The organism is Streptomyces sp. NPDC006365 (assembly GCF_042870755.1).
Classification (GTDB): Bacteria; Actinomycetota; Actinomycetes; order Streptomycetales; family Streptomycetaceae; genus Streptomyces; species Streptomyces xiangluensis.
In genome coordinates, this window is the sequence record NZ_JBIAHS010000007.1 from 172,180 (window position 1) to 195,147 (window position 22,968).

Annotated in this window: 19 protein-coding genes; 4 read left to right on the forward strand and 15 right to left on the reverse strand. The window is 69.5% G+C overall.

The window, feature by feature from the left end; genetic code table 11:
* Positions 1-42: 42 nt before the first annotated feature.
* The 15 genes from ACFYO0_RS21055 to rsmH form a co-directional block, all read right to left on the reverse strand.
* Complete coding sequence (locus ACFYO0_RS21055; protein WP_386345908.1) at positions 43-327, reverse strand: YggT family protein; 285 nt, start codon at positions 325-327, stop codon at positions 43-45.
* A 50-nt stretch (positions 328-377) separates the two neighbouring features.
* A complete protein-coding gene (locus tag ACFYO0_RS21060) occupies positions 378-1,019 on the reverse strand; it encodes a cell division protein SepF (protein ID WP_386345910.1) in 642 nt (213 codons plus the stop codon).
* Positions 1,020-1,148: 129 nt separating this feature from the next.
* Positions 1,149-1,868 carry a YggS family pyridoxal phosphate-dependent enzyme gene (locus tag ACFYO0_RS21065; RefSeq protein WP_388677997.1) on the reverse strand — a complete coding sequence of 240 codons (720 nt, stop codon included), beginning with the start codon at positions 1,866-1,868 and terminating at the stop codon, positions 1,149-1,151.
* Positions 1,869-1,874: 6 nt separating this feature from the next.
* Positions 1,875-2,612, reverse strand: coding sequence for a peptidoglycan editing factor PgeF (gene pgeF / locus ACFYO0_RS21070; protein ID WP_388678000.1), 738 nt, complete (start codon positions 2,610-2,612; stop codon positions 1,875-1,877).
* Positions 2,609-3,799, reverse strand: a complete 1,191-nt coding sequence (gene ftsZ, locus ACFYO0_RS21075; RefSeq protein WP_388678003.1) for a cell division protein FtsZ — start codon at positions 3,797-3,799, stop codon at positions 2,609-2,611. Before ftsZ ends, pgeF begins: the two co-directional genes overlap by 4 nt.
* 277 nt (positions 3,800-4,076) lie before the next feature.
* Positions 4,077-4,883, reverse strand: a complete 807-nt coding sequence (locus tag ACFYO0_RS21080) for a cell division protein FtsQ/DivIB (protein WP_388678006.1) — start codon at positions 4,881-4,883, stop codon at positions 4,077-4,079.
* A gap of 23 nt (positions 4,884-4,906) precedes the next feature.
* The gene (gene murG / locus ACFYO0_RS21085; protein ID WP_388678009.1) at positions 4,907-5,995 is read right to left on the reverse strand and encodes an undecaprenyldiphospho-muramoylpentapeptide beta-N-acetylglucosaminyltransferase; all 1,089 of its coding nucleotides are present in this window, start codon (positions 5,993-5,995) and stop codon (positions 4,907-4,909) included.
* 6 nt (positions 5,996-6,001) lie between these two features.
* Positions 6,002-7,357, reverse strand: coding sequence for a putative lipid II flippase FtsW (ftsW, locus tag ACFYO0_RS21090; protein WP_388678012.1), 1,356 nt, complete (start codon positions 7,355-7,357; stop codon positions 6,002-6,004).
* 95 nt (positions 7,358-7,452) lie between these two features.
* Positions 7,453-8,865, reverse strand: coding sequence for a UDP-N-acetylmuramoyl-L-alanine--D-glutamate ligase (gene murD, locus ACFYO0_RS21095; protein WP_388678015.1), 1,413 nt, complete (start codon positions 8,863-8,865; stop codon positions 7,453-7,455).
* The gene (gene mraY / locus ACFYO0_RS21100; RefSeq protein ID WP_344392300.1) at positions 8,862-9,935 is read right to left on the reverse strand and encodes a phospho-N-acetylmuramoyl-pentapeptide-transferase; all 1,074 of its coding nucleotides are present in this window, start codon (positions 9,933-9,935) and stop codon (positions 8,862-8,864) included. Before mraY ends, murD begins: the two co-directional genes overlap by 4 nt.
* The gene (gene murF / locus ACFYO0_RS21105; protein WP_388678019.1) at positions 9,932-11,350 is read right to left on the reverse strand and encodes a UDP-N-acetylmuramoyl-tripeptide--D-alanyl-D-alanine ligase; all 1,419 of its coding nucleotides are present in this window, start codon (positions 11,348-11,350) and stop codon (positions 9,932-9,934) included. The genes mraY and murF overlap by 4 nt, the downstream gene beginning before the upstream one ends.
* Positions 11,351-11,354: 4 nt before the next feature.
* The gene (locus ACFYO0_RS21110) at positions 11,355-12,872 is read right to left on the reverse strand and encodes a UDP-N-acetylmuramoyl-L-alanyl-D-glutamate--2,6-diaminopimelate ligase (RefSeq protein ID WP_388678022.1); all 1,518 of its coding nucleotides are present in this window, start codon (positions 12,870-12,872) and stop codon (positions 11,355-11,357) included.
* A 185-nt stretch (positions 12,873-13,057) separates the two neighbouring features.
* The gene (locus ACFYO0_RS21115; protein WP_388678569.1) at positions 13,058-15,034 is read right to left on the reverse strand and encodes a peptidoglycan D,D-transpeptidase FtsI family protein; all 1,977 of its coding nucleotides are present in this window, start codon (positions 15,032-15,034) and stop codon (positions 13,058-13,060) included.
* A 5-nt stretch (positions 15,035-15,039) separates the two neighbouring features.
* A complete protein-coding gene (locus ACFYO0_RS21120) occupies positions 15,040-15,609 on the reverse strand; it encodes a hypothetical protein (RefSeq protein WP_388678024.1) in 570 nt (189 codons plus the stop codon).
* A gap of 31 nt (positions 15,610-15,640) precedes the next feature.
* Entirely contained in the window at positions 15,641-16,594 is a 954-nt protein-coding gene (gene rsmH / locus ACFYO0_RS21125; RefSeq protein ID WP_388678027.1) for a 16S rRNA (cytosine(1402)-N(4))-methyltransferase RsmH, read from the reverse strand.
* A gap of 420 nt (positions 16,595-17,014) precedes the next feature.
* Between rsmH and ACFYO0_RS21130 the strand changes: the two genes are divergently transcribed.
* The 4 genes from ACFYO0_RS21130 (at position 17,015) to ACFYO0_RS21145 (ending at position 22,536) form a co-directional block, all read left to right on the forward strand.
* Positions 17,015-17,563, forward strand: a complete 549-nt coding sequence (locus ACFYO0_RS21130; RefSeq protein WP_388678029.1) for a beta-class carbonic anhydrase — start codon at positions 17,015-17,017, stop codon at positions 17,561-17,563.
* Between the two features lie 193 nt (positions 17,564-17,756).
* Positions 17,757-18,794, forward strand: coding sequence for an AAA family ATPase (locus tag ACFYO0_RS21135; RefSeq protein ID WP_388678032.1), 1,038 nt, complete (start codon positions 17,757-17,759; stop codon positions 18,792-18,794).
* Positions 18,794-20,140, forward strand: coding sequence for a DUF58 domain-containing protein (locus ACFYO0_RS21140; protein ID WP_388678034.1), 1,347 nt, complete (start codon positions 18,794-18,796; stop codon positions 20,138-20,140). The genes ACFYO0_RS21135 and ACFYO0_RS21140 overlap by 1 nt, the downstream gene beginning before the upstream one ends.
* Complete coding sequence (locus ACFYO0_RS21145; RefSeq protein WP_388678037.1) at positions 20,137-22,536, forward strand: DUF3488 and DUF4129 domain-containing transglutaminase family protein; 2,400 nt, start codon at positions 20,137-20,139, stop codon at positions 22,534-22,536. The genes ACFYO0_RS21140 and ACFYO0_RS21145 overlap by 4 nt, the downstream gene beginning before the upstream one ends.
* Positions 22,537-22,968: the final 432 nt, after the last annotated feature.

The following is a 22,968-nucleotide window of genomic DNA, read 5'->3' on the forward strand; positions in this document are numbered from 1 at the left end:
CGTAGTCGTCGGCATCGTCGGCGTTCGGCAAGACCGTATCGTTCACAGCCGGCTCACAACGGAGATCAGGATGTAGACGATGATCATCAGTACGAAGAAGGACAGGTCGAGCGCCACGCCCCCGAGACGCAGCGGCGGGATGAACCGCCGCAGAAGCTTGAGCGGTGGATCCGTGACAGTGTAGGTGGCCTCCAGAACGACCACCATCGGCTTGCCGGGTTGCCATGAGCGGGCGAACTGGAAGACGTAGTCCATGACAAGCCGGAAGATCAGCACGATGAGGAAACACATCAGCGCGATGTAGACAACATCCAAGACCACGCTCATGATCCGCGCTTCCCTCTCCCCTGATTCCGTACTCTGTCCGGTCCTGCGTCTCAGCTCTGGTTGAAGAACCCGCCCTCTGCGATGCGAGCCTTGTCCTCCGCCGTGACATCGACGTTAGCAGGCGACAACAGAAACACCTTCTGCGTCACCCGCTCGATACTCCCATGAAGACCAAACACCAAACCGGCAGCAAAGTCGACAAGTCGCTTGGCATCGGTGTCATCCATCTCGGTCAAGTTCATGATCACCGGGGTGCCTTCACGGAAGTGTTCCCCGATGGTACGGGCCTCGTTGTAGGTCCGAGGGTGCAGTGTGGTGATCCGGTACGGCTCTCGTTCCGACACGACCTTGGGCATGATCACCGGTGCGTTCTTCTCCAGGCTTTGACGTTCTTGTGTGATGGACGCCACGGGGGCGATTCGCGCCGGACGCCCGGATTCCGCCGATAGCGAAGCGGAATGTGACACGGGATCACGCTGCACGGGGGGCTGCACCACTCGTACCGATTCGTCCCGTTGGGACTGATGCGACTGGTGTGACTGGTGCGGCGGCTCGTGCCGCCGGCGGTCCCGCTCAGGCTCCGGATCAAGCTCGGGCTCGAAGTCGTCGTCGGGGTCGAAGCCCCTGCCGTCGTACCCATCGTCCTCCACGAGGCCGAGGTAGACCGCCATCTTGCGCATCGCGCCGGCCATTGCTCTGAGTCCTCCGCTCTGTGGTGGATCGGCTGACTATTGCCAAGTGCCCGCGATCCACGAGGTCGTTATGCCCGCTTTCGGCGGTAATGACCATATTTTCTGCTGTGGTCCGACTTCTTGGCGACGTTACCCGAGCCCGGGACGGACGCCGAGTACCGCGGTGCCGACGCGTACATGTGTCGCTCCGACCGCCACGGCCTGTTCGAGGTCCGAACTCATCCCTGCCGAGACCATGTTCGCAGCCGGATGAGCCCTGCGCAGGTCAGTCGACAAATCCATCAGCCGCTCGAAGGCCGCCCGTTCACGCCCCGCGTACGGTCCGGTGAGCGGAGCGACGGTCATCAGTCCGTCAAGTCGCAACCCCGGAGCCTCGGCGACAAGCTCACCCAACTCTTCGACTCCGTCCGGCCCCACGCCCCCGCGCACCCCCCGGCCGCTCTCGTCCGCGTCGAGCGCGACCTGGATGAGGCAGCCCACCTCGCGCCTGGCGCGTACCGCTTCCTTCGACAGAGCCGTAACGAGCCGGGATCGGTCGATCGACTGCACAATTCCCGCATAACCGACCACGGACCGCACCTTATTGGTCTGCAACTGACCGACGAAGTGCCAGGTGAGGGGCAGATTCGAGCACTCGGCGGCCTTGGGCGCCGCATCCTGGTCCCGGTTCTCGGCGACGTGACGTACACCGAGCTCCGACAGGATCCGCACATCGCTCGCGGGGTAGGTCTTGGTGACCACGATCAGGGTCACCTCTTCGCGCTTGCGGCCCGCGGCCACACAGGCCGCCGTGATGCGTTCTTCAACTTGTGCGAGGTTTCTGGCGATTTGCGCCTTACGGTCCGTCATGCCCCATCAGTCCAGCCACACATAGCCCGCGAGCCGACCGGTGGTGCGATCGCGGCGGTACGAGAAGTGGTCGCCGGATTCGAGCGTGCACACCGGCGACTGCTCCCGGTCGCGCACCCCGAGCCGCTCCAGCTGTGCGTGTACTCCCGCGGTCACGTCAACCGCCGGAGTGCCCCAACTGGTCTCGGCGTACGCCGCCGGCTCGACGGCGGCGACCTCGGCGCGCATCGCCTCCGGCACTTCGTAGCAGCGGCCGCAGACGGCGGGGCCGGTGCGGGCGACGATCCGGCCCGGCTCCGCGCCGAGTTCGACCATCGCCGAGACGGCCGCGGGCACGACCCCGGCGACCATACCGGGCCGTCCCGCGTGAGCGGCGGCCACGACTTCGGCGACCGGGTCGGCGAGCAGGACGGGCGTGCAGTCGGCGGTGAGGACGGCGAGGGCGAGACCGCGGCGGGTGGTGACGACGGCGTCGACCTGCGGCACGGGACGATCTCCCCAGGGTTCGTCGACCACTGCCACCTCCGGCCCGTGCACCTGGTTCATCCAGACGACCCGGCCCGGGTCGAGGCCGAGTGACTTGGCGGCCAGTTCGCGATTGGTGCGTACGGCGTCGGGGTCGTCGCCCACCGCTCCGCCGAGGTTGAGCTCCTCGTACGGAACGGCGCTCACCCCGCCCCACCGGTCGGTGAAGGCGAAGTGCGCGCCGCCCGCTGTGCTCGTTTCGGAGCGATGTCCTATCACTTGAGGAAGTCCGGCACGTCCAGCTCTTCGGCCGCGCTGTCGGAGTAGGTCCGCGACGGCGGGACCGGCGGGGAGACCGGCAGTTCGTTCACCGGCTCGGGGGCGGGTTCCGGCGTCTCCTCGCGCGGCGTGACGCTGCCGAGCGAGCCGAAGGACGGGCGGCTCTCGGAGGGCCGTACCGGCGTGGACTCCTCGCGCTTGGCGGAGGAGCCGAGGACGTTGTCCCGCTTGGACGGGGGCTGCCCGCCGTCGAAGCCGGCCGCGATGACGGTGACCCGGACCTCGTCGCCCAGCGCGTCGTCGATCACCGCGCCGAAGATGATGTTGGCCTCGGGGTGTGCGGCCTCGCTCACCAGCTGGGCGGCCTCGTTGATCTCGAACAGGCCGAGGTCGGAGCCGCCGGAGATGGAGAGCAGGACGCCTCGGGCGCCGTCGATGGAGGCTTCCAGGAGCGGCGAGGAGATCGCCATCTCGGCGGCGGCCACCGCACGGTCGTCACCGCGGGCCGAGCCGATGCCCATGAGCGCCGAACCTGCTTCGGACATCACGGACTTGACGTCGGCGAAGTCGAGGTTGATGAGACCAGGGGTGGTGATGAGGTCGGTGATGCCCTGAACACCGGAGAGCAGCACCTGGTCGGCGGACTTGAAGGCGTCGAGCACGCTGACCTGGCGGTCCGAGATGGACAGCAGCCGGTCGTTCGGGATGACGATGAGGGTGTCGACCTCTTCGCGGAGCTCGGCGATGCCGTCCTCCGCCTGGTTGGCGCGGCGCCGGCCCTCGAATGTGAACGGGCGGGTGACCACGCCGATGGTGAGGGCGCCGAGGGAACGGGCGATGTTGGCCACGACGGGCGCGCCGCCGGTGCCGGTGCCGCCGCCTTCACCGGCTGTCACGAAGACCATGTCGGCCCCCTTGAGGACCTCCTCGATCTCCTCGCGGTGGTCCTCGGCGGCCTTGCGGCCGACGGCCGGGTTGGCTCCGGCGCCGAGTCCGCGGGTGAGTTCACGGCCGACGTCGAGCTTGACGTCGGCGTCGCTCATCAACAGAGCTTGCGCGTCGGTGTTGATGGCGATGAACTCGACGCCCTTGAGACCGACCTCGATCATCCGGTTGATGGCATTGACACCACCGCCGCCGACACCGATGACTTTGATGACTGCGAGGTAGTTCTGCGGTGCTGCCACGTCGAAGGCCTCTCGCCTCGAGTTACGTGTCGCCGCCTCGCGGTGGCCCGCGATCCGACGACTGATGCCGAATGGGACGGTCCGAACGCCGACCCGAACCCTAACGCTGAAGTTTAGGGTTACCAGTGTGTCTGTTCTCTGGACTCTTCCGAACAGGACACTAAGTCGACAAGTGGCGCACGTTCAACGAACACGCCGAACCTCCCGTTTTTCTTTTCACCCTATGTGATCAGCCGTAGCGCTGCCCAACCAGGGTGCTGGCCTGCGCGTATGTGCGTCAACTCCCTGATGACGCAGGGGCGGTGGGAACGCTGACATCGAAGTGCCGTGCCCCGGATGCGGCTTTCATGAGAGCGGTCAGTGTTCTGGCCTTCGCGCGGCCCTTCTCGGCACTACCCCACGCGACGGTCCGGTTTCCGCTCAACTCAAGCGAGATGGAGTCGTACGAACGGACCTTGACCGTTCGGGTCTCGCGTGCGACGGCGGCCGGAAGCGCACCCGCGACGCGCACCGCCTCGCGCACCAGCCGGCCCGTCCCGAAGCGTCTCAGGCTCGCGGACTGAGAGGTTCCGGAGGAGGACTGAGGCGCCGTCAATTTCAGTTCCGGCACGCCCTTCGGGGCGCGCGATACCGTTGCGTATCGCACTCCCTTGGCGTCCACTTCTACGAAGTTTCCACCTTTTTTCACCATCAGAACCGGAGTGCGCTCTTTCACTTTCAGCCCGATTTCGTCGGGCCAGGAACGGATGACATCAACCGAGTCAATTCGGGGCAATTTCCGACGCAGTCTTGCCTCAATCGCCTCGGTGTCGATGGAAATCAACGGCGACCCGACCGGAACGTCCGCCGCCGCGAGCACTTGCTCGTCCGTCAGGACCCGCATCCCCGAAGCCGATACGCGCTCCACCCGCATCCATTGCGAGCCGTAGAGCACCCAGACGCCACCCACGGCAAGGAGCACGACGCAGACGAGCAGCACGAGAAGCGTACGAGGCCGGGGCAGCCTCCTGAGGCGGGGCGGACGGGGTGGGCCGGACTGAGGTCGCTGTCGTTCGCCTCGCTCTGCGGTCGTCGGTCCGGCCACGCTCCCCTGCCTTCTGCCACGCGCTAACGGCGTGACGCGATCGCCTCGTACACCATCCCGACGAGCAGTTCGTCGGCGTCCCGGCGGCCGAACTCCGAGGCGGCGCGGGACATCTCGAACAGCCGGTGTGGATCCGCGAGCACGGGCAGGACGTTGGCCTGGACCCACTGGGGCGTCAGTTCCGCGTCGTCGACGAGGAGTCCGCCGCCTGCCTTGACCACCGGCTGGGCGTTCAGCCGCTGTTCGCCGTTGCCGATCGGCAGCGGGACGTACGCGGCGGGCAGTCCCACCGCGGCGAGTTCGGCGACGGTCATCGCGCCCGCCCGGCAGAGCATCATGTCGGCCGCGGCGTACGCGAGATCCATCCGGTCCACGTACGGTACCGGGATGTACGGGGGCATCCCCGGCATCTGCTGGACGTGCGGCAGTTCGTTCTTGGGGCCGACCGCGTGCAGGACCTGGATGCCGGCCTGCTGGAGGTACGGGGCGACCTGCTGGACCACCTCGTTGAGGCGGCGGGCGCCCTGCGAGCCGCCGGAGACCAGCAGGGTCGGCAGGGCAGGGTCGAGACCGAAGGCGGCGCGGGCCTCGGGGCGTACGGCGGCACGGTCGAGCGTGGCGATGGTGCGGCGCAGCGGGATGCCGATGTAGCGGGCTCCGCGGAGCTTGCTGTCCGGAGAGGACACGGCGACCTGGGCCGCGTACCGCGAACCGATCTTGTTGGCCAGTCCGGGCCGCGCGTTGGCCTCGTGGATGACGATCGGGACGCCGAGGCGCTTGGCCGCGAGGTAGCCGGGCAGGGCGACATAGCCGCCGAAGCCGACGACGGCGTCGGCCTTGGTGCGCTCCAGGATCTGCTCGGCCGCCTTGATCGTGCCGCGCAGCCGTCCGGGGACGGTGATCAGCTCGGGGGTGGGCTTGCGGGGCAGCGGGACGGCGGGGATCAGCGCGAGTTCATAGCCCCGCTCGGGTACGAGCCGGGTCTCGAGTCCGCGCTCCGTGCCCAGGGCCGTGATGCCCACGGTCGGGTCCTGCCTGCGCAGGGCGTCCGCGAGGGCGAGCGCGGGCTCGATGTGGCCGGCGGTCCCTCCACCGGCGAGTACGACATGCACCGAAATTCACCGCTCTCCGGACGAACGCGCCGAGGCACGCCGTCGCATCGTGTTCCAGCTCCGAGGTCTCCGACTGGTTCCGGAACCTCCAGCCCGCTTTCTACCAAAGCGTGGTTGTCGCATCGCAAGCGCCGCCCGCGCAGCGGGATCCTCCCGCGCGAAGGCGATCAGGAGCCCGATGGCGAACATGGTCGGCAGCAAAGCGGAACCCCCGTAGGAGAACAGCGGGAGCGGGACTCCGGCGATCGGCAGCAGACCGAGCACCGCACCGATGTTGATCACGGCCTGGGCCGTGATCCAGGTGGTCACGCCTCCCGCGGCGTACCTCACGAAGGGGTCCTCCGTGCGTCCGGCCACGCGGATACCCGCATAGCCTAGAGCCGCGAAGAGGGCGAGTACCGACAGCGTCCCCGCCAGGCCCAGTTCCTCACCGGTGACGGCGAAGATGAAGTCGGTGTGCGCTTCGGGGAGTTGGCCCCATTTCTCTACGCTCGCGCCGAGGCCGGAACCGAAAATTCCGCCGGAGGCGAGGGCGTAGATTCCGTGCACGGCCTGCCAGCAGGTGTCGTTCGGTCCGGGCTCGGTGGCGCCGATGCAGCCCAGCCGCGCCATACGGTTCGGGCTGGTCGTGATCAGCATCAGACCGATCGTCCCGGCGATGGCCAGTACACCCGCGAAGAGCCGCGTGGGGGCTCCGGCCAGCCAGAGCAGCCCGAACAGGATCGCGGTGAGGATGATCGCCGTGCCCATGTCGCCGCCGAGCATGATCAGTCCGAGCAGCATGAAGGCCACCGGCACGAGCGGCACCAGCATGTGCTTCCACTGGGTGAGCAGCCGCTTGTCCTGTTTGCGGGCGAGTAGATCGGCGCCCCACAGCACGAGCGCGAGCTTGCCGAACTCGCTGGGCTGGAGCTGGAACGGGCCGCCGATGGAGATCCAGTTCTGGTTGCCGTTCACCGCCACCCCTATCCCCGGGATCTGCACCAGGACCATCAGGAAGACCGAGCCCAGGAGCATCGGATACGCCAGCGCGCGGTGCAGCTTGGACGGCATCCGTGAGGCGAGCAGGAGCAGTACCGTGCCCAGCACGGCCGCCAGGAACTGCTTCCGGAAGAAGTACGTCCCCGGCAGCGACAGTTGCAGCGCCGTGATCTGGGAGGCCGAGTACACCATCACGATCCCCAGCACGGTGATCAGCATGCTGCTGCCGAGGATCAGGTAGTACGCGGTCAGCGGCCGGTCCCAGGCACGGCGCGCACTCGTGTAGAGACGGCGCACGGGGTTGTCACCCGGCGGGCTGGAGACTGCGGGGCGCCCGGTGGCGCGCGGAGCGGAGGGCCGGCCGGTGCGGTTACCGGACATCGGCACCGCCCAGCGGCCCACGATGCACCGGCCACGATGGCGTCACGCGTCCCTCCCAGAGGTACCGGGCGCCTCCCGGCGCGGCAGCAGCCGAGTCAGGCGCCGGCGGCGCCGAGTTCGCGGACGGCCTCCGCGAACATGTCGCCGCGCTGGTTGTAGTTGGTGAACATGTCCATGGAGGCACAGGCGGGAGCCATGAGCACCGTGTCTCCCGCGCGGGCGAGCCGCGTCGCCTCCCGAACGGCCTCGAGCATCGCCCCAGTGTCGGTCCGGTCGAGGTCGACGACCGGTACTTCGGGCGCGTGTCGCGCCAGCGCCTGCCGGATCAGGGCCCGGTCGGTACCGAACAGGACGACGCCCCGAAGTCGCTTTGCCGACTTGGCGACCAGCTCGTCGAAGGTCGCTCCCTTGGCCAGCCCTCCCGCGATCCACACAATCGACTCGTATGCCGCCAAAGAGGCTTCCGCGGCATGCGTGTTGGTGGCCTTGGAGTCGTCGATGTAGGCGACCCCGCCGACTTCGGCGATGTGCTGGATGCGGTGCGCGTCCGGACGGAACGCCCGCAGACCGTCTCGTACGGCCGCTGCGGGCACCCCGTAGGCGCGCGCGAGGGCCGCCGCCGCAAGGGCGTTGGTGATGTTGTGCGGGGCGGGCGGCTGGACGTCGCCGACCTCCGCGAGTTCCTGGGCCTGCTTGTGCCGGTCCTCGACGAAGGCGCGGTCGACCAGCAGGCCCTCCACGACGCCCAGTTGGGACGGCCCGGGTGTGCCCAGCGTGAAGCCGACCGCCCGGCAGCCCTCCTCGACGTCCGCCGCGCGCACCAGGTCCTCGGTGGCCTTGTCCGCGACGTTGTAGACGCAGGCGACCCGGTTGCCCTCGTAGATACGGCCCTTGTCGGCGGCGTACGCCTCCATGGAGCCGTGCCAGTCGAGGTGGTCGGGCGCGATGTTGAGCACGACGGCGGAGTGGGCGCGCAGGGAGGGCGCCCAGTGCAGCTGGTAGCTGGAGAGTTCGACGGCGAGGACGTCATACGGTTCCTCGCTCAGCACGACATCGATGATCGGCGTGCCGATGTTGCCCACGGCGGCCGTACGCAGGCCCGCGGCGCTCAGGATCGACGCGAGCATCTGCGTGGTGGTCGTCTTGCCGTTGGTGCCCGTGACGGCGAGCCAGGGCGCCGCGTCCGGGCCACGCAGAAGCCAGGCGATCTCCACGTCACCGACGACGTCCACGCCCGCCATCGCGGCTGCGGCGAAGAGCGGCGAGGTGGGCTTCCAGCCCGGCGAGGTGACCACGAGGTCGGTGCCCTCGGGGAGGGTCTCGGCGTCGGCGAGACGTACCGAAATGCCTTCCGCCTCAAGGGAGTCGGCCCGCTCCCGGTGTGCCGGGGAGGAGCCCCCGTCGACGACCGTGACGGACGCGCCGAGGCCGGCCAGGGCGCGGGCGGCGCTGATGCCGCTCACGCCGAGGCCGGCGACGGTGATGTTCCGGCCCTGCCAAGTGGTCACTTGTCGGCTGCCCACCCTGCGTAGAAGAGACCCAGACCCACGATCACGCACATGCCCTGGATGATCCAGAAGCGGACCACGACAAGGACTTCGGACCACCCCTTGAGTTCGAAGTGGTGCTGGAGCGGGGCCATGCGGAAGACGCGCTTTCCGGTCAGCCGGAAGGAGCCGACCTGGATGACGACCGACATGGTGATCAGGACGAAGAGACCGCCGAGCAGCGCGAGCAGCAGCTCGGTGCGGGAGCAGATGGCGAGTCCGGCGAGCGCGCCGCCGAGCGCCAGGGAGCCGGTGTCGCCCATGAAGATCTTGGCGGGCGAGGTGTTCCACCACAGGAAGCCGAAGCAGGCACCCATCAGTGCCGAGGCGACGACCGCGAGGTCGAGTGGATCGCGTACTTCGAAGCAGGCGGTCGGGTTGGTCAGCGTCTCCCCGTTGGCGCAGGACTCCTGGAACTGCCAGACACCGATGAACGTGTACGCGCCGAAGACCATGACGGAGGCGCCGGTGGCGAGGCCGTCCAGACCGTCGGTGAGGTTCACGCCGTTCGACATGGCGAGGATCATGAACAGCGCCCAGACCACGAACAGCACCGGGCCGATGGTCCAGCCGAAGTCCTGCACGAAGGAGAGCTTCGTGGAGGCCGGCGTCTGGCCCCGGCTGTCCGCGAACTGCAGCGAGAGCACGGCGAAGCTGATGCCGACGATCAGCTGGCCGGCCATCTTGGCCTTGGCCCGCAGACCGAGCGACCTCCGCTTGACGATCTTGATGTAGTCGTCGAGGAAACCGACCAGGCCCATGCCGCCCATCAGCCCGAGGACCAGCAACCCGGAGAACGTCGGCGGCTTGCCGGTGATCACCTTGCTGAGGAAGTACGCGATGATCGTGGCCAGGATGAAGGCGATGCCGCCCATGGTCGGCGTACCGCGCTTGGCGTGGTGCTCTCGCGGGCCGTCGTCGCGGATGTACTGGCCGTAACCCTTGCGGGCAAGGAGTTTGATCAGCAGAGGGGTGCCCACGAGAGTCAGGAAGAGGCCGATGACTCCCGAGAACAGGATCTGGTTCATCATCGGGCGGCGACCTCACCCTCGGCACCCTCGAGCAACGCCTGGGCCACCCACTCGAGACCCACCGATCTGGACGCCTTCACGAGCACGACGTCCCCTGGGCGCAGCTCATTGCGCAACAGGTCGACAGCCGCCTGTGCGTCGGACACGTGCACCGACTCCTCACCCCACGAACCCTCGTTATATGCGCCCAGTTGGAGCCAGGACGCTTCCCTGCCCCCGACCGCGACGAGCTTGCTGACGTTGAGCCGGACGGCGAGCCGCCCGACCGCGTCGTGCTCGGCGAGCGCCTCGTCCCCGAGCTCGGCCATCTTGCCGAGCACCGCCCAGGTCCGGCCCCCCCTTGCCCGTGAGGCTCCGCCCATGGCAGCCAGCGCGCGCAGAGCCGCCCGCATGGATTCGGGGTTCGCGTTGTAGGCGTCGTTGACGACCGTCACGCCGTCCGGGCGCTCGGTGACCTCCATCCGCCAGCGGGAGAGGGAGCCCGCCTCGGAGAGCGCGACGGCGATCTCGTCTGCGGACATGCCCAGCTCATGGGCGACGGCGGCCGCGGCGAGCGCGTTCGACACGTGGTGCTCACCGTACAGGCGCATGGTCACATCGCTTGCACCGGAGGGTGTGTGAAGCGTGAACGAGGGCTGCCCGCTCTCCGTGAGCCGCACGTTCTCGGCCCGTACGTCCGCTTCGCCGGACTCTCCGAAGAGGAGCACGCGTGCCTTCGTCCGGGATGCCATGGCGCGTACGAGGGGATCGTCGGCGTTGAGAATCGCGGCGCCCTCTTCTGGGAGCCCTTCCACCAACTCGCCCTTGGCCTGGGCGATCTGCTCCCGCCCGCCGAACTCGCCGATGTGGGCGGTGCCGACGTTCAGGACGAGGCCGACCCTCGGCGGGGTCAGCTCCGCGAGGTAGCGGATGTGGCCGATACCGCGGGCGCCCATCTCCAGGACGAGGAACTTCGTCTCCTCGGTGGCGCTGAGCGCGGTGAGCGGCAGCCCGATCTCGTTGTTGAGCGAGCCCGGCGTGAAGACGGTCGGCGCCTTGCGCCGGAGTACCTGCGCGATCAGGTCCTTGGTGCTGGTCTTGCCGGCGGAGCCGGTGAGGGCCACGAGGGTCGCGCCGAGCCGCTGGACGACATGGCGGGCGAGGGCTCCCAGGGCCGCCTGGACGTCGTCCACGACGATCGAGGGCACGCCGACGGGCCGGGACGCCAATACGGCGGTGGCGCCACCGGCGACGACCTGTGCGGCGAAGTCGTGGCCGTCCACGCGCTCGCCCACGAAGGCGACGAAAAGGCTGCCTGGCTCCACCTCACGGGAGTCCCTGACGACCGGTCCGGTGATCTGGACCGACGGATCCGGTATGTCGTACGTCTGCCCGCCGACGACTGAGGCGATCTCGGCGAGAGAGAGGGCGATCACAAGTTCATCCCTGGGTCTTCTGGATAGCTTCGCGAAGCACCTGGCGGTCGTCGAAGGGACGGACCACTCCGGCGATGTCCTGGCCCTGCTCATGGCCCTTGCCCGCGACCAGCACGGTGTCGCCTGGCTCGGCACGGGCGACGGCTGCGGCGATCGCGGCGGCCCGGTCCTCGAAGACCTGGACCTCGCCGCGCTCGTGCGCCGGCACGTCGGCGGCGCCCGCGAGCATGGTGGCGAGGATCGCGAGGGGGTCCTCTGAGCGGGGGTTGTCCGACGTCAGTACGGCGGTGTCGGCGAGGCGGGCCGCGGCGGCGCCCATCGGCATCCGCTTGGACTTGTCGCGGTCTCCGCCACAGCCGAGCACGATGTGCAGCTTGCCCTCGGTGACCTTGCGGAGTGCGCGGAGCACGGATTCCACGGCGTCCGTCTTGTGGGCGTAGTCGACGACCGCCAGGTACGGCTGGCCGGCGTCCACGCGTTCCAGGCGGCCCGGCACGCCCGGTACGGCCGCGATGCCGTCGGCCGCGGTCTGCGCGTCGAGCCCCGCGGCGGCCAGGGCGACGATCGCGGCGAGCGTGTTGGCGACGTTGAAGGGGCCCGCGAGCGGCGACTTGGCGCTGATCCGCTCCCCCTTGGGGCCGATCGCGACGAATGTCGAGTCCAGCGGACCCACCTCGACGTCCTCGGCGCGCCAGTCGGCGTCCGGGTGTCCCTCGGCGGAAAACGTCACCACAGGGACGGTGGCTTCCTTGACGAGCCTCCGTCCGTACTCGTCATCAAAGTTGACTACGCCGAACCTGCTGCGCTTCGGCGTGAACAGCTGCGCCTTGGCCCCGAAATAGTCCTCCATGTCGGAGTGGAACTCCATGTGCTCCGGGCTGAGGTTGGTGAAGACCGCGATGTCGAAGACACAGCCGTCGACCCGGCCGAGGACCAGTGCGTGGCTGGAGACCTCCATGGCGACCGCGTCCACGCCGCGCTCGCGCATCACCGCGAACAGCGCCTGGAGGTCGGTGGCCTCGGGAGTCGTCCGCTCCGACTTGATGCGCTCGTCGCCGATGCGCGTTTCCACGGTGCCGATGAGTCCGGTGCTGCGGACCGTCTTGAGGCCGCCCTCGATGAGGTACGCCGTCGTGGTCTTGCCCGAGGTACCGGTGATGCCGATCTGGAGGAGATCGCGGCCGGGGTGGCCGTAGATCGTGGCCGCCAACTCGCCCATCCGTCCGCGCGGATCGTCGACGACGAGGACCGGAAGGCCGGTCTCGGCGGCGCGCTCGGCGCCGGTCGGGTCCGTGAGCACCGCCACCGCACCCAGGCCGGCGGCCTGCGTCACGAAGTCGGCGCCGTGCAGCCGGGCGCCGGGCAGGGCGGCGTAGAGGTCGCCCGGGCGCACGGCCCGGGAGTCGTGGGTGATGCCCGTGACCTCGGCCGCAGCGGGGGCGGTGACACCCAGCTGATCGGCGAGGTCCGCCAGGTCTGTGGCGGAGACCTGAACCGGTCGCGGCGGCCCCGGAAATGTCACAGGAACGCCCTTCTGGGTGGTTTGGGACTGATCAGCGTGTGGCACGGCGGTGAGCGTACCGGGCGCGCCCCCGGCTGGGCGAAGCGAGGGGCGGGGCTCCGGATGTTTCCCCGGATCGGGAGTGATGGTTGTCATGAATTGGTTCCTGCTCGGTGTTCCGGGTTACCGGACGTGTCCGGCGCTGATCAGGGTGTGAAGGTGACCGGAAGCCGGGCGGGCGCGTCTCCGGTGGGCGGCACCTGGAGGGTCTTGAGGGCGAACTCCAGGACCTCCTTGTAGACGGGCCCGCAGATCTGGCCGCCGAAGTAGCTGCCCTTGGTGGCGTTCTGGATCGCGCAGTACACGGTCACCCGGGGGTTGTCGGCGGGTGCGAAGCCGGCGAACGACGAGGTGTAGCCGCGGTAGCGGCCGGTGGCCGGATCCACCCGGTTGGCGGTGCCCGTCTTCCCCGCGACGCGGTAGCCGGGGATACGGGCCTTGGTGCCGGTGCCCTCCTCGTCGTCCACGACGGACTCCAGCATCTGCGCCAGCGTCTTCGCCGTCTTCTCGCTCACGACCCTTGTCTTCTGGGGCTTTGGGGCCGGCGTGAAGCGGCCGTCCGCCCCCTTGGTGCCTCGTACGAGGGTCGGCTCGACGCGCACACCTCCGTTCGCGATCGTCGAGTAGACGGAGGCCGCCTGCATCGCGTTGATCGACACGCCTTGGCCGAAAGGAATCGTGTACTGCTGCGAGGTCGACCACTTCTCGGCGGGCGCCAGAATGCCGTCCGTCTCGCCCGGGAAGCCGAGCCCGGTGGGGCTGCCGATACCGAACTTGCGCAGATACGAGTAGAGGACCTGGTTGGCCTTCTGCTGCGTCTTGCCGAGCTGGCCGGTCGCCAGGATGGTGCCGATGTTGCTGGACTTGGCGAGGACGCCGTTGAGCGTCAGGTACCAGGTCGGGTGGTCGATGTCGTCCCGGAAGAGCCGGTCGCCGCGGTGCAGCCGGTTGGGCACCGTGACATGCGTCGAGGGCGTGGCGACGTTCTCCTCCAGTACGGCCGCGATCGACATGACCTTCGCGGTGGAGCCGGGTTCGTACGCGTCCTGGAGGGCCGCGTTGCCGAGCGCTGTCGAGCGGGCCTTGGAGAGGTCGTTCGGGTCGAAGCCGGGCGAGTTGGCCATCGCGAGGACCTCGCCGGTCTTGTTGTCCTGCACGATCACATAGCCGCGGTCCGCCTTGGACTTCTTCACCTGCTTCGCGATGGCGTTCTGCGCGGCCCACTGAATGTCGCGGTCGATGGTCAGCTCGACCTCGGAACCGGCCACGGCGGGCGTTTCGGTACTGCCCGCGGTCGGGACCCGGTGGCCACCGGCCTGGGCGTAGCGGATCTTGCCGTCCTTGCCGGACAGTTCCTCGTTCAGCTGCTGCTCGATACCGCCGCCGCCCTTGCCGTCGGCGTTGACCCAGCCCAGTATCCCGGCGCCGAGGTCGCCATTCGGATAGACCCGCTTGCTGCTGGGCTCCTGGAAGACGCCCGCGAGCACGTTCACGGCCGTCCTGTCCTTCTGGGCCTTCTCGGCGAGCGTCGTCTTCAGGTCGTTGATCTGCGTCCAGACCTGCGGGGTCTCGCGACGGGCCAGCAGGACGTACTGGGTGCCCTTAGTCCTGAGCTTCTCGGCGAGCTCGGCGGGTTCCTTGCCAAGGATCGGGCCGAGCAGCGCGGCGGCCTGCGCTGGGGCGTCGTCGACCTTCGTCGCCTTCCGCGTGAACATCGTGGGGTCGGCCGTGATGTCGTTCGCGTCCACGCTGGCTGCCAGCTCGACGCCGTTGCGGTCGGTGATCCCGCCGCGTTCGGCCGTCAGCGTGCGGCTCAGGTACCGGTTCTGTTCGGCCTTGGCCGAGTACACGCTCGCGTCGACCGCCTGCACCTGAAGCAGCCGCACCACGAAGGCGATCATCACCAGTGTCAGGGCGAGGCTGACCAGGCGCAGCCGGGGGCGGGGGCTGCCCAGACGGATCATGCGCGGCCCGGGTGAGCGCCCCGCGCGGGCCGCGGCCGGGCGGCCCGCGGGGCGGGCACCGGACCCCGGGCGCCGACCAGGCCCCTGGCGCCGACTGGCGGGGCGCACGGGCCTGGCGGGCGACGGCACGCGGCGGCGCGGGGGTTCCTTGTCGGACACTTCCGTCACCTGCCGGGGGTCGTAGGGGGCTGCGTGGACGGGGTGGAGGGCTTGGCTTTCGGGGAGGGGGCGCGGCTCGCGGTGGGCGTGGGCTTCGGGGTGGGTCTCGACTTCGGCGTGGGCGTGGGCGTCGGCTTCGCAGTCGGCTTCGGCTTCCTCGCGGAGTCGAGCGTCTCGGGCGACAGCACCAAGGGGACGCGTACCGAGGACTGCTGGGCGGCTTCAGGAACCCCTCGCACTGTCCCGTCGGGGTTGAGGAAGGCGGGGTCGCCGCCGGGGACCATACCCAGCTCGCGGGCGCGGCGCTGGAGGGCGTCGGGGGCGGAGTAGGCGTCCACGTCCCGCTGGAGCGCCTGCTCCTCGTCGGTGAGGCTCTTCGTGTCGTCCTGGAGGTCGTCCAGCTTGAACGCCCCTTCGCTCAGTGCGGAGTTCAGCATGAGCAGCCCGATGAGGCCGCCACCCAGGAGGAGCACTACGAGCAGGACGAAGGGCGTACGGGCAGCCTGCCCGGAACCGGACGGGATGAGCCGGGCGAGCCGGGCGGCCCGCCCCCTCAGTTCGGGTTTCCTACTCACTCACCCGCCCCCTTCTTGTGCCTCACGCCCCTCATTCCATGGACTCCCTGATGCGCTGCGCCCCGCGCAGCCGCGCCGGTGCAGCACGCCGGTTCTGAGCGATCTCTTCCTCGGTTGGCAGCTCCGCACCGCGCGTCAGCAGCTTCAGCCGGGGCTGATAGCGCTCGGGCACCACCGGCAGGCCGGCTGGCGCGGTGGTGGCGGCACCGGCCGCGAACACCTGCTTGACCAGCCGGTCCTCCAGCGAGTGATACGACAGGACGGCGATCCGGCCACCGACGGCGAGCGCCTGCACGGCCGCGGGAATCGCCCTCTCCAGGACGGCGAGTTCGCCGTTGACCTCGATACGCAGCGCCTGGAAGGTCCGCTTGGCCGGGTTGCCCCCGGTGCGCTTGGCGGCCTGTGGCAGCGCGTTCCGGATCAGCTCGACGAGACGTGCGCTGTTGGTGAAGGACTCCTTCTCGCGCTCACGCACGATCGCGGACACGATCCGCTTGGCCTGCTTCTCCTCGCCGTACAGCCGCAGGATCCGGACGAGTTCGCCCGGCGGGTACGTGTTGAGCACCTCGGCCGCGCTCACGCCGGTCGACTGGTCCATGCGCATGTCGAGCGGGGCGTCCTGGGCGTACGCGAACCCGCGGTCAGCCTCGTCGAGCTGCATGGAGGAGACGCCGAGGTCGAAGAGGACGCCCTGGACGCGCGGGAGCCCGAGCCGGTCGAGTACGTCCGGGAGCTCGTCGTAGACGGCGTGCACCAGGGTGGCCCGGTCACCGAAAGGGTCGAGCCGCTCTCCGGAGAGGCGCAGCGCCTCCTTGTCGCGGTCCAGGGCGACGAGGCGGGCCTGAGGGAACCGGGTGAGCAGGGCCTCGCTGTGGCCGCCGAGGCCGAGGGTGCAGTCGACGACGACCGCTCCGGGCCGCTCCAGCGCCGGGGCCAACAGGTCCAGGCACCGCTGGAGCATCACCGGGACATGTCGTTGGCTCAAGGGGCCCTCTCAAGTCCGGCGTGGCGTACGTACCACCGGGTCCCCTCTCGCTCGGTGAAGGGGAAGGCCTGCCGGCGCCGGAAGCGTCGTCGACCGGGAGCGGGAGGAGGCCGAGCCGTACGTACGCGCCGCGCACGCGGGGAGATTCCGGCAGGCGCCGGGTCCTCCGGGGGACAACAGTCCAGTTGGGAGACTCTCGCCTCCCAGTTCGCGTCACTTTAGTCCACCGTGTGACGCGGTCAATCAGCCGCCCTGCGCGTCGCGGGACCTCGCCGCCATCGACGCGGCACGCCGCGGAGAACCACCCTTACGGGCAGCTTCGCAGCCGCCATGTGGGTTAGCTCACAACAATGCTTGTTGATGTTCTTTGTCCCCTCTCACAGCAGGCATGTACGGACTGTGACGATTACCGTCATGGGTATGACGACTTCCGCATCCGCTCCCCCCGAACCCGAAGACGCCATAAACGGCGGCGGCACCGTCACCGACCGTCTCGTCGAGGCCAACGAGCGGTACGCCGCCGCGTTCAGCGACCCGGGCATGGATGCCCGCCCGGTGCTGCAGGTCGCGGTCGTGGCCTGCATGGACGCCCGCCTGGACCTGCACGACGCGCTCGGCCTGGAGTTGGGCGACTGCCACACGATCCGTAACGCGGGCGGCGTCGTCACCGACGACGTGATCCGCTCCCTCACCATCAGCCAGCGGGCGCTCGGCACCCGCAGCGTCGTACTCATCCACCACACCGGCTGCGGTCTGGAATCCCTCACCGAGGACTTCCGGCACGACCTGGAGATGGAGGTCGGCCAGCGTCCCGCATGGGCGGTGGAGGCCTTCCGGGACGTCGAACAGGACGTACGGCAGTCCATGCAACGAGTGCGCACTTCTCCGTTCCTTGTTCACACCGACGACGTACGTGGTTTTGTGTTCGATGTGAAAACGGGACTCCTGCGTGAGATTGACCCCACCTGACCCCACCCAAAGGCCGCAAGCCCCGACATATCACAGCCAGTTGTCCACAGGCGAGTGACACGAACCGGTAACGGCAACAAGAATGCGGGTGTGGCGTCACGCGGAACTATTCACGCGTGGTGTCCGTGTTCGAGATGGGCCGGTTCGCGTCGTGAGCGTCGGCCCGGAGAAAGAACGGGCCGAGGAGGGCCGGGTGACGACCTATGACGATCGAGCGAGCCTTACGGATCTGACCACCACTGTGGAGCGAGTCCGCAGTTCGGTGGAGGGAGTGATCGAGGGCAAGCCTGAGGTCGTACGGCTTTCGCTGACCGTACTGCTCGCCGAGGGACATCTTCTGATCGAGGATGTTCCCGGCGTCGGCAAGACCATGCTGGCCAAGGCACTGGCGCGGTCCATCGACTGCTCGGTGCGGCGTATTCAGTTCACGCCGGACCTGCTGCCCTCGGACATCACCGGGGTGTCCATCTGGGATCAGCAGCGCAGCGAATTCGAGTTCAAGCCGGGCGCGATCTTCGCGCAGATCGTGATCGGCGACGAGATCAACCGCGCGTCGCCCAAGACGCAGTCCGCGCTCCTGGAGTCCATGGAGGAACGCCAGGTCACCATCGACGGGCATACCTACGAGCTGCCCAGCCCCTTCATGGTGGTGGCCACCCAGAACCCGGTCGAGATGGAGGGCACCTATCCGCTGCCGGAGGCGCAGCGCGACCGCTTCATGGCCCGTGTCTCCATCGGCTATCCCAGCGCGGAGGCCGAGCTGGAGATGCTGGACATCCACGGCGGTGTCTCGCCGCTGGACGACCTCCAGCCGGTGGCGCACGCCCACGACGTCGTGAAGCTCATAGACGCGGTCCGCACGGTCCATGTCGCCGACCCGGTGCGGCGTTACGCGGTGGACCTGGTCGCCGCCACCCGCACCCACCCCGACCTGAGACTGGGCGCCTCCCCGCGCGCGACACTGCACCTGCTGCGCGCGGCCAAGGCATCCGCGGCGCTCAGCGGCCGGGACTACGCACTGCCGGACGACATCCAGGCGCTCGCGGTGGCGGTACTCGCCCACCGTCTGCTGCCGACCGCGCAGGCACAGCTGAACCGCCGTACGGCCGAGCAGGTCGTGCTGGAGATCCTGCAGCGCACACCTGTGCCCGCGGCTCCTGTGTCGCAGAGCGGTCTGACGATGGGCCGGGCGGCTCCGGAGTACGGCCAGCAGCCGCCCCGGAGGCTGTGATGACCACCGGGGGCATGCCGGCGGCGCAGACCGAGGAGGACAAGGGCGGGCTGCGTACGGCACTCGCCGGGCTCACCACGCGCGGGCGGTCCTTCCTGGCGGCGGGCGTGGCGGCCGCGGTGTGTGCCTACGTCCTGGGGCAGAGCGATCTGCTCCGGGTCGGGCTGCTACTGGCCGTGCTGCCGCTCGTGTGCGCAGCCGTGCTGTACCGCACGCGCTACCGGGTGGCGGGCAGCCGTCGCCTTTCGCCCGGGCGCGTGCCCGCGGGGTCCGAGGCCCGGGTCCACCTGCGGATGGACAATGTCTCGCGGCTGCCCACGGGGCTGCTGATGCTCCAGGACCGGGTGCCGTACGTGCTGGGGCCGCGGCCCCGGTTCGTACTGGACCGGATGGAGGCGGGCGGTCGGCGCGAGGTGTCGTACCGCGTGCGCTCCGACCTGCGGGGCCGTTATCCGCTCGGCCCGCTCCAGCTGCGGCTCAGCGACCCGTTCGGGATGTGCGAGCTGACCCGTTCCTTCTCGACGTACGACACCCTGACGGTCATCCCGCGCGTGGAGCCGCTGCCGCCGGTGCGGCTGACCGGTGAGGCCAAAGGGTACGGCGACGGGCGGAACCGCTCGCTGGCCCTGGCCGGCGAGGACGACGTGATCCCGCGCGGGTACCGCTACGGCGACGATCTGCGCCGGGTCCACTGGCGCTCGACCGCGCGCTACGGCGAGCTGATGGTGCGCCGCGAGGAGCAGCCGCAGCGAGCCCGCTGCACGGTGCTCCTCGACACCCGCGGCATCGCCTTCGAGGGCGCGGGCCCGGACTCGGCCTTCGAGTGGGCCGTGTCCGGCGCGGCGTCCACGCTGGTGCACATGCTCGAACGCGGCTTTTCGGTACGGCTGTTGACGGACACCGGCAATTCGGTGCCCGGCGAGGGGGCCGACGGGTTCGCGGGCGCCAACCAGGAGTCGGCGGACGCGGCGGGTCTGATGATGGACACCCTGGCGGTGATCGACCACTCCGACGGTACGGGCCTTTCCTCGGCCTACGACGTGCTGCGCGGGGGGAACGAAGGACTTCTGGTGGCTTTTCTCGGCGACCTCGACGAGGAGCAGGCGACGGTGCTCGCCAAGATGCGGCAGCGCAGCGGCGGGGCGGTCGCCTTCCTGCTGGACAGTGACTCGTGGGTGCAGGGTGAGGCCCACGAGGACAGCGAGGAGCAGCTTCGGATGCTGCGGGAGGCGGGCTGGACCGCTGTGACCGTGCTGCCGGGTACGGATCTCGCCGATCTTTGGCGGGAAGCGGACCGGCAGCGCAATCAGGTCACGCCGACGGGCGCGGCGGGAGGCCGCTCATGAGCGGGGGCGCGCGACTGGCGCTGTGCGCCACGGCGGCGACTCTGCTGTCGGCGTGCGCGCTGCTGCCGCTGGTCACTCCGGCGACCTGGCTTCTCCAGGCGGCGTTCCTGCTCGCGATACAGACCGGTGTGGGCGCGGCGGCCCGGCGGGTCCCCCTGGCCCGGCCGCTGACGATCGCGGCGCAGGCTCTGGTGACACTGGTGCTGCTGACGCTGACGTTCGCCCGCGAGCAGGCCATCCTCGGGATCATCCCCGGCCCCGAGGTGTTCGAGCACTTCGGGGTGCTGCTGCAGACGGGCGGGGAGGACGTCGGGCGGTTTGCGATTCCCGCGCCGCTGTCCGACGGCATCCGGCTGATGATGGTCGGCGGTGTCCTGGTGATCGGGCTGGCGGTGGACGCCCTCGCGGTGACGCTGCGCAGCGCGGCCCCGGCCGGGCTGCCGCTGCTCGCGCTGTACTCGGTCGCCGCCGGGCTCTCGGACGGCGGCGCGGGATGGCTGTGGTTCCTGCTGGCAGCCGCCGGTTATCTGCTCCTGCTGCTCGCAGAAGGCCGTGACCGGCTCTCGCAGTGGGGCCGGGTCTTCGGCGGCGCGCCCCGCACCCCAGGTCCCGACACGTCGCCGGGCGCGGTCGCTCCGGTCCGCACGGGACGGCGTATAGGCGCCGTCGCACTCGGCATCGCCCTGGTGGTGCCGCTGGGCCTGCCGTCCCTCGACGGCGGCCTGCTGGACGGAACGGGGACGGGTGTCGGCTCGGGCTCCGGAGGCGGCGGCACGATCTCCGCGGTGAACCCGCTGGTCTCGCTCCGCGACAATCTGAACGTGGACGAGGACCGCCAGGTCATGTCGTACAGCACCAACTCCGAGGAGACACAGGACCTTTATCTGCGGATCGTCTCGCTCGACGAGTTCGACGGCACGGCATGGAAGCCGTCCAAGCGCAACATCACGGATGTGCCGGGCAGCTTCCCGACGCCGCCCGGTCTCGGGGACGACGTCCAGCGCACCGAGGTCGAGACCAGGATCTCGGCGGCGGACTGGTACGCGCAGGACTGGCTGCCCATGCCCTACCCGGCCAGCCAGGTGGGGATCAGCGGCAAGTGGCGATTCGAGCCCGTGGGGCGCACGCTCGTCGGCGACCACGGCCAGACCACGCGCGGACTCGACTACTCCGTCAAGAGCCTGATCGTGCAGCCGACCGCCGAGCAGCTCGCCGACGCGCCGGAGCCGCCCGGATGGCTGCGGCGCGAGTTCACCGATGTGCCGGACTCGCTGCCCCCCGTGGTGTACGACACGGCGCGGCAGGTCACGGCGGGTTCGAGCAACAACTACGAGCGCGCGGTGAAGCTCCAGGACTGGTTCGCCCTGGAGGGCGGCTTCGTGTACGACACGGAGGTGCAGGTCGGCAGCGGTTCGCAGGCGATCGAGCGCTTCCTGAGGGACAAGGAGGGCTTCTGCGTCCACTTCTCCTTCGCGATGGCCTCGATGGCCCGCACGCTGGGCATACCGGCCCGTGTCGCGGTCGGCTTCACACCCGGCTCACCCCAGTCGGACGGCACGATGTCCGTGGGCCTGCGGGACGCGCACGCCTGGCCCGAGCTGTACTTCGAGGGCGTGGGCTGGACCCGCTTCGAGCCGACGCCGAACCGCGGCACGGTTCCGGAGTACACCCGGTCGACCACGCCGGGCACCACTCTCCCCGAGCCGGGTACTTCGCAGGAGGCCGCGCCAAGGGCACCCTCGGCCGCCCCGTCGACCAGCGAGAGCTGCACGGCGGAGGAGAAGAGGCTGCAGGAGCCCTGCGGCAGCGAGTCTCCTGAGGCGGCGATCACGGCGATGGACGACGGTCCGCCGTGGCCCCAGATCCTGCTGTGGGTCCTGGGCGGTCTTGCCGTGCTCGCGATACCACTGCTGCCGATGATGTGGCGGGTGAGAGTACGGGCCGTACGGCTCGGCACGCACGGCCGCACCGAGGCCGACGCAGCGGCTCACACGCTGGCCGCGTGGCATGAAGTGACCGATACGGCCTGGGACTTCGGTATCGCGCCGGACGAGTCCCAGACGCCCCGCAAGGCGGCGGCCCGGATCGTGCGGATCGGGCACCTCGATCCGGCGACCGCGACCTCCGTGCACCGGATCGCGGACGCCGTGGAGCAGGTCCTGTACGCGCCGCGGCCCCGTCCCACGCCGGGTCTGGCCGACGACGTCCGCACGATGACCGACGGCCTGCGCGCCACGGTCAGCACCGCCACCCGCCTGAGAGCACTGCTCGCGCCCCGCTCGGCTGTACGGGTGGCGTGGGCGGTCTCGGCGAGCTGGGCCTCGCTCAAGTCCCGGGCGACGGCTCGCTTGACGACGCTGATCCGGCGGCCGTCGGCGGGAGAGGGCAGCGGCTGAGGGGCCTGATCCTGGCCCCTGGAGGGGCGCCTGCCCGGTCGGGTGGGCGCCCCCTTGGTCGTATCGGCCGGGTGTGGTGTCGTACGCCGGTGGGTGCGGGTGCCGTACACCGATGAGGTCCGGTGTCGTACCGGTGAGGTGCGGCCGTCGTACGCCGGTGGGTGCGGGTGCCGTGCTTCAGCGAGGCGCAGGTGCCGTATGCCGGTGCGGCGCGAAACGCCGGGTGAGGCGCGGTGTCGTACGTCAGCGAGGCTCAGTGCCGTACGCCGCTCAGGTGCGGTGCCGTACGCCTCGTGAGCGAGGGCCGGTGAGCGTCGCGTGGGCGAAGCGCGCCGTGCGCGACCGCGGAGGCCGCCGTACTGCACGAACGCGGCCCGCGGTCGACGCCGGAGGAGTGCCGTACGCCTCGTGGGCGAGGTCAGTGACCGAACT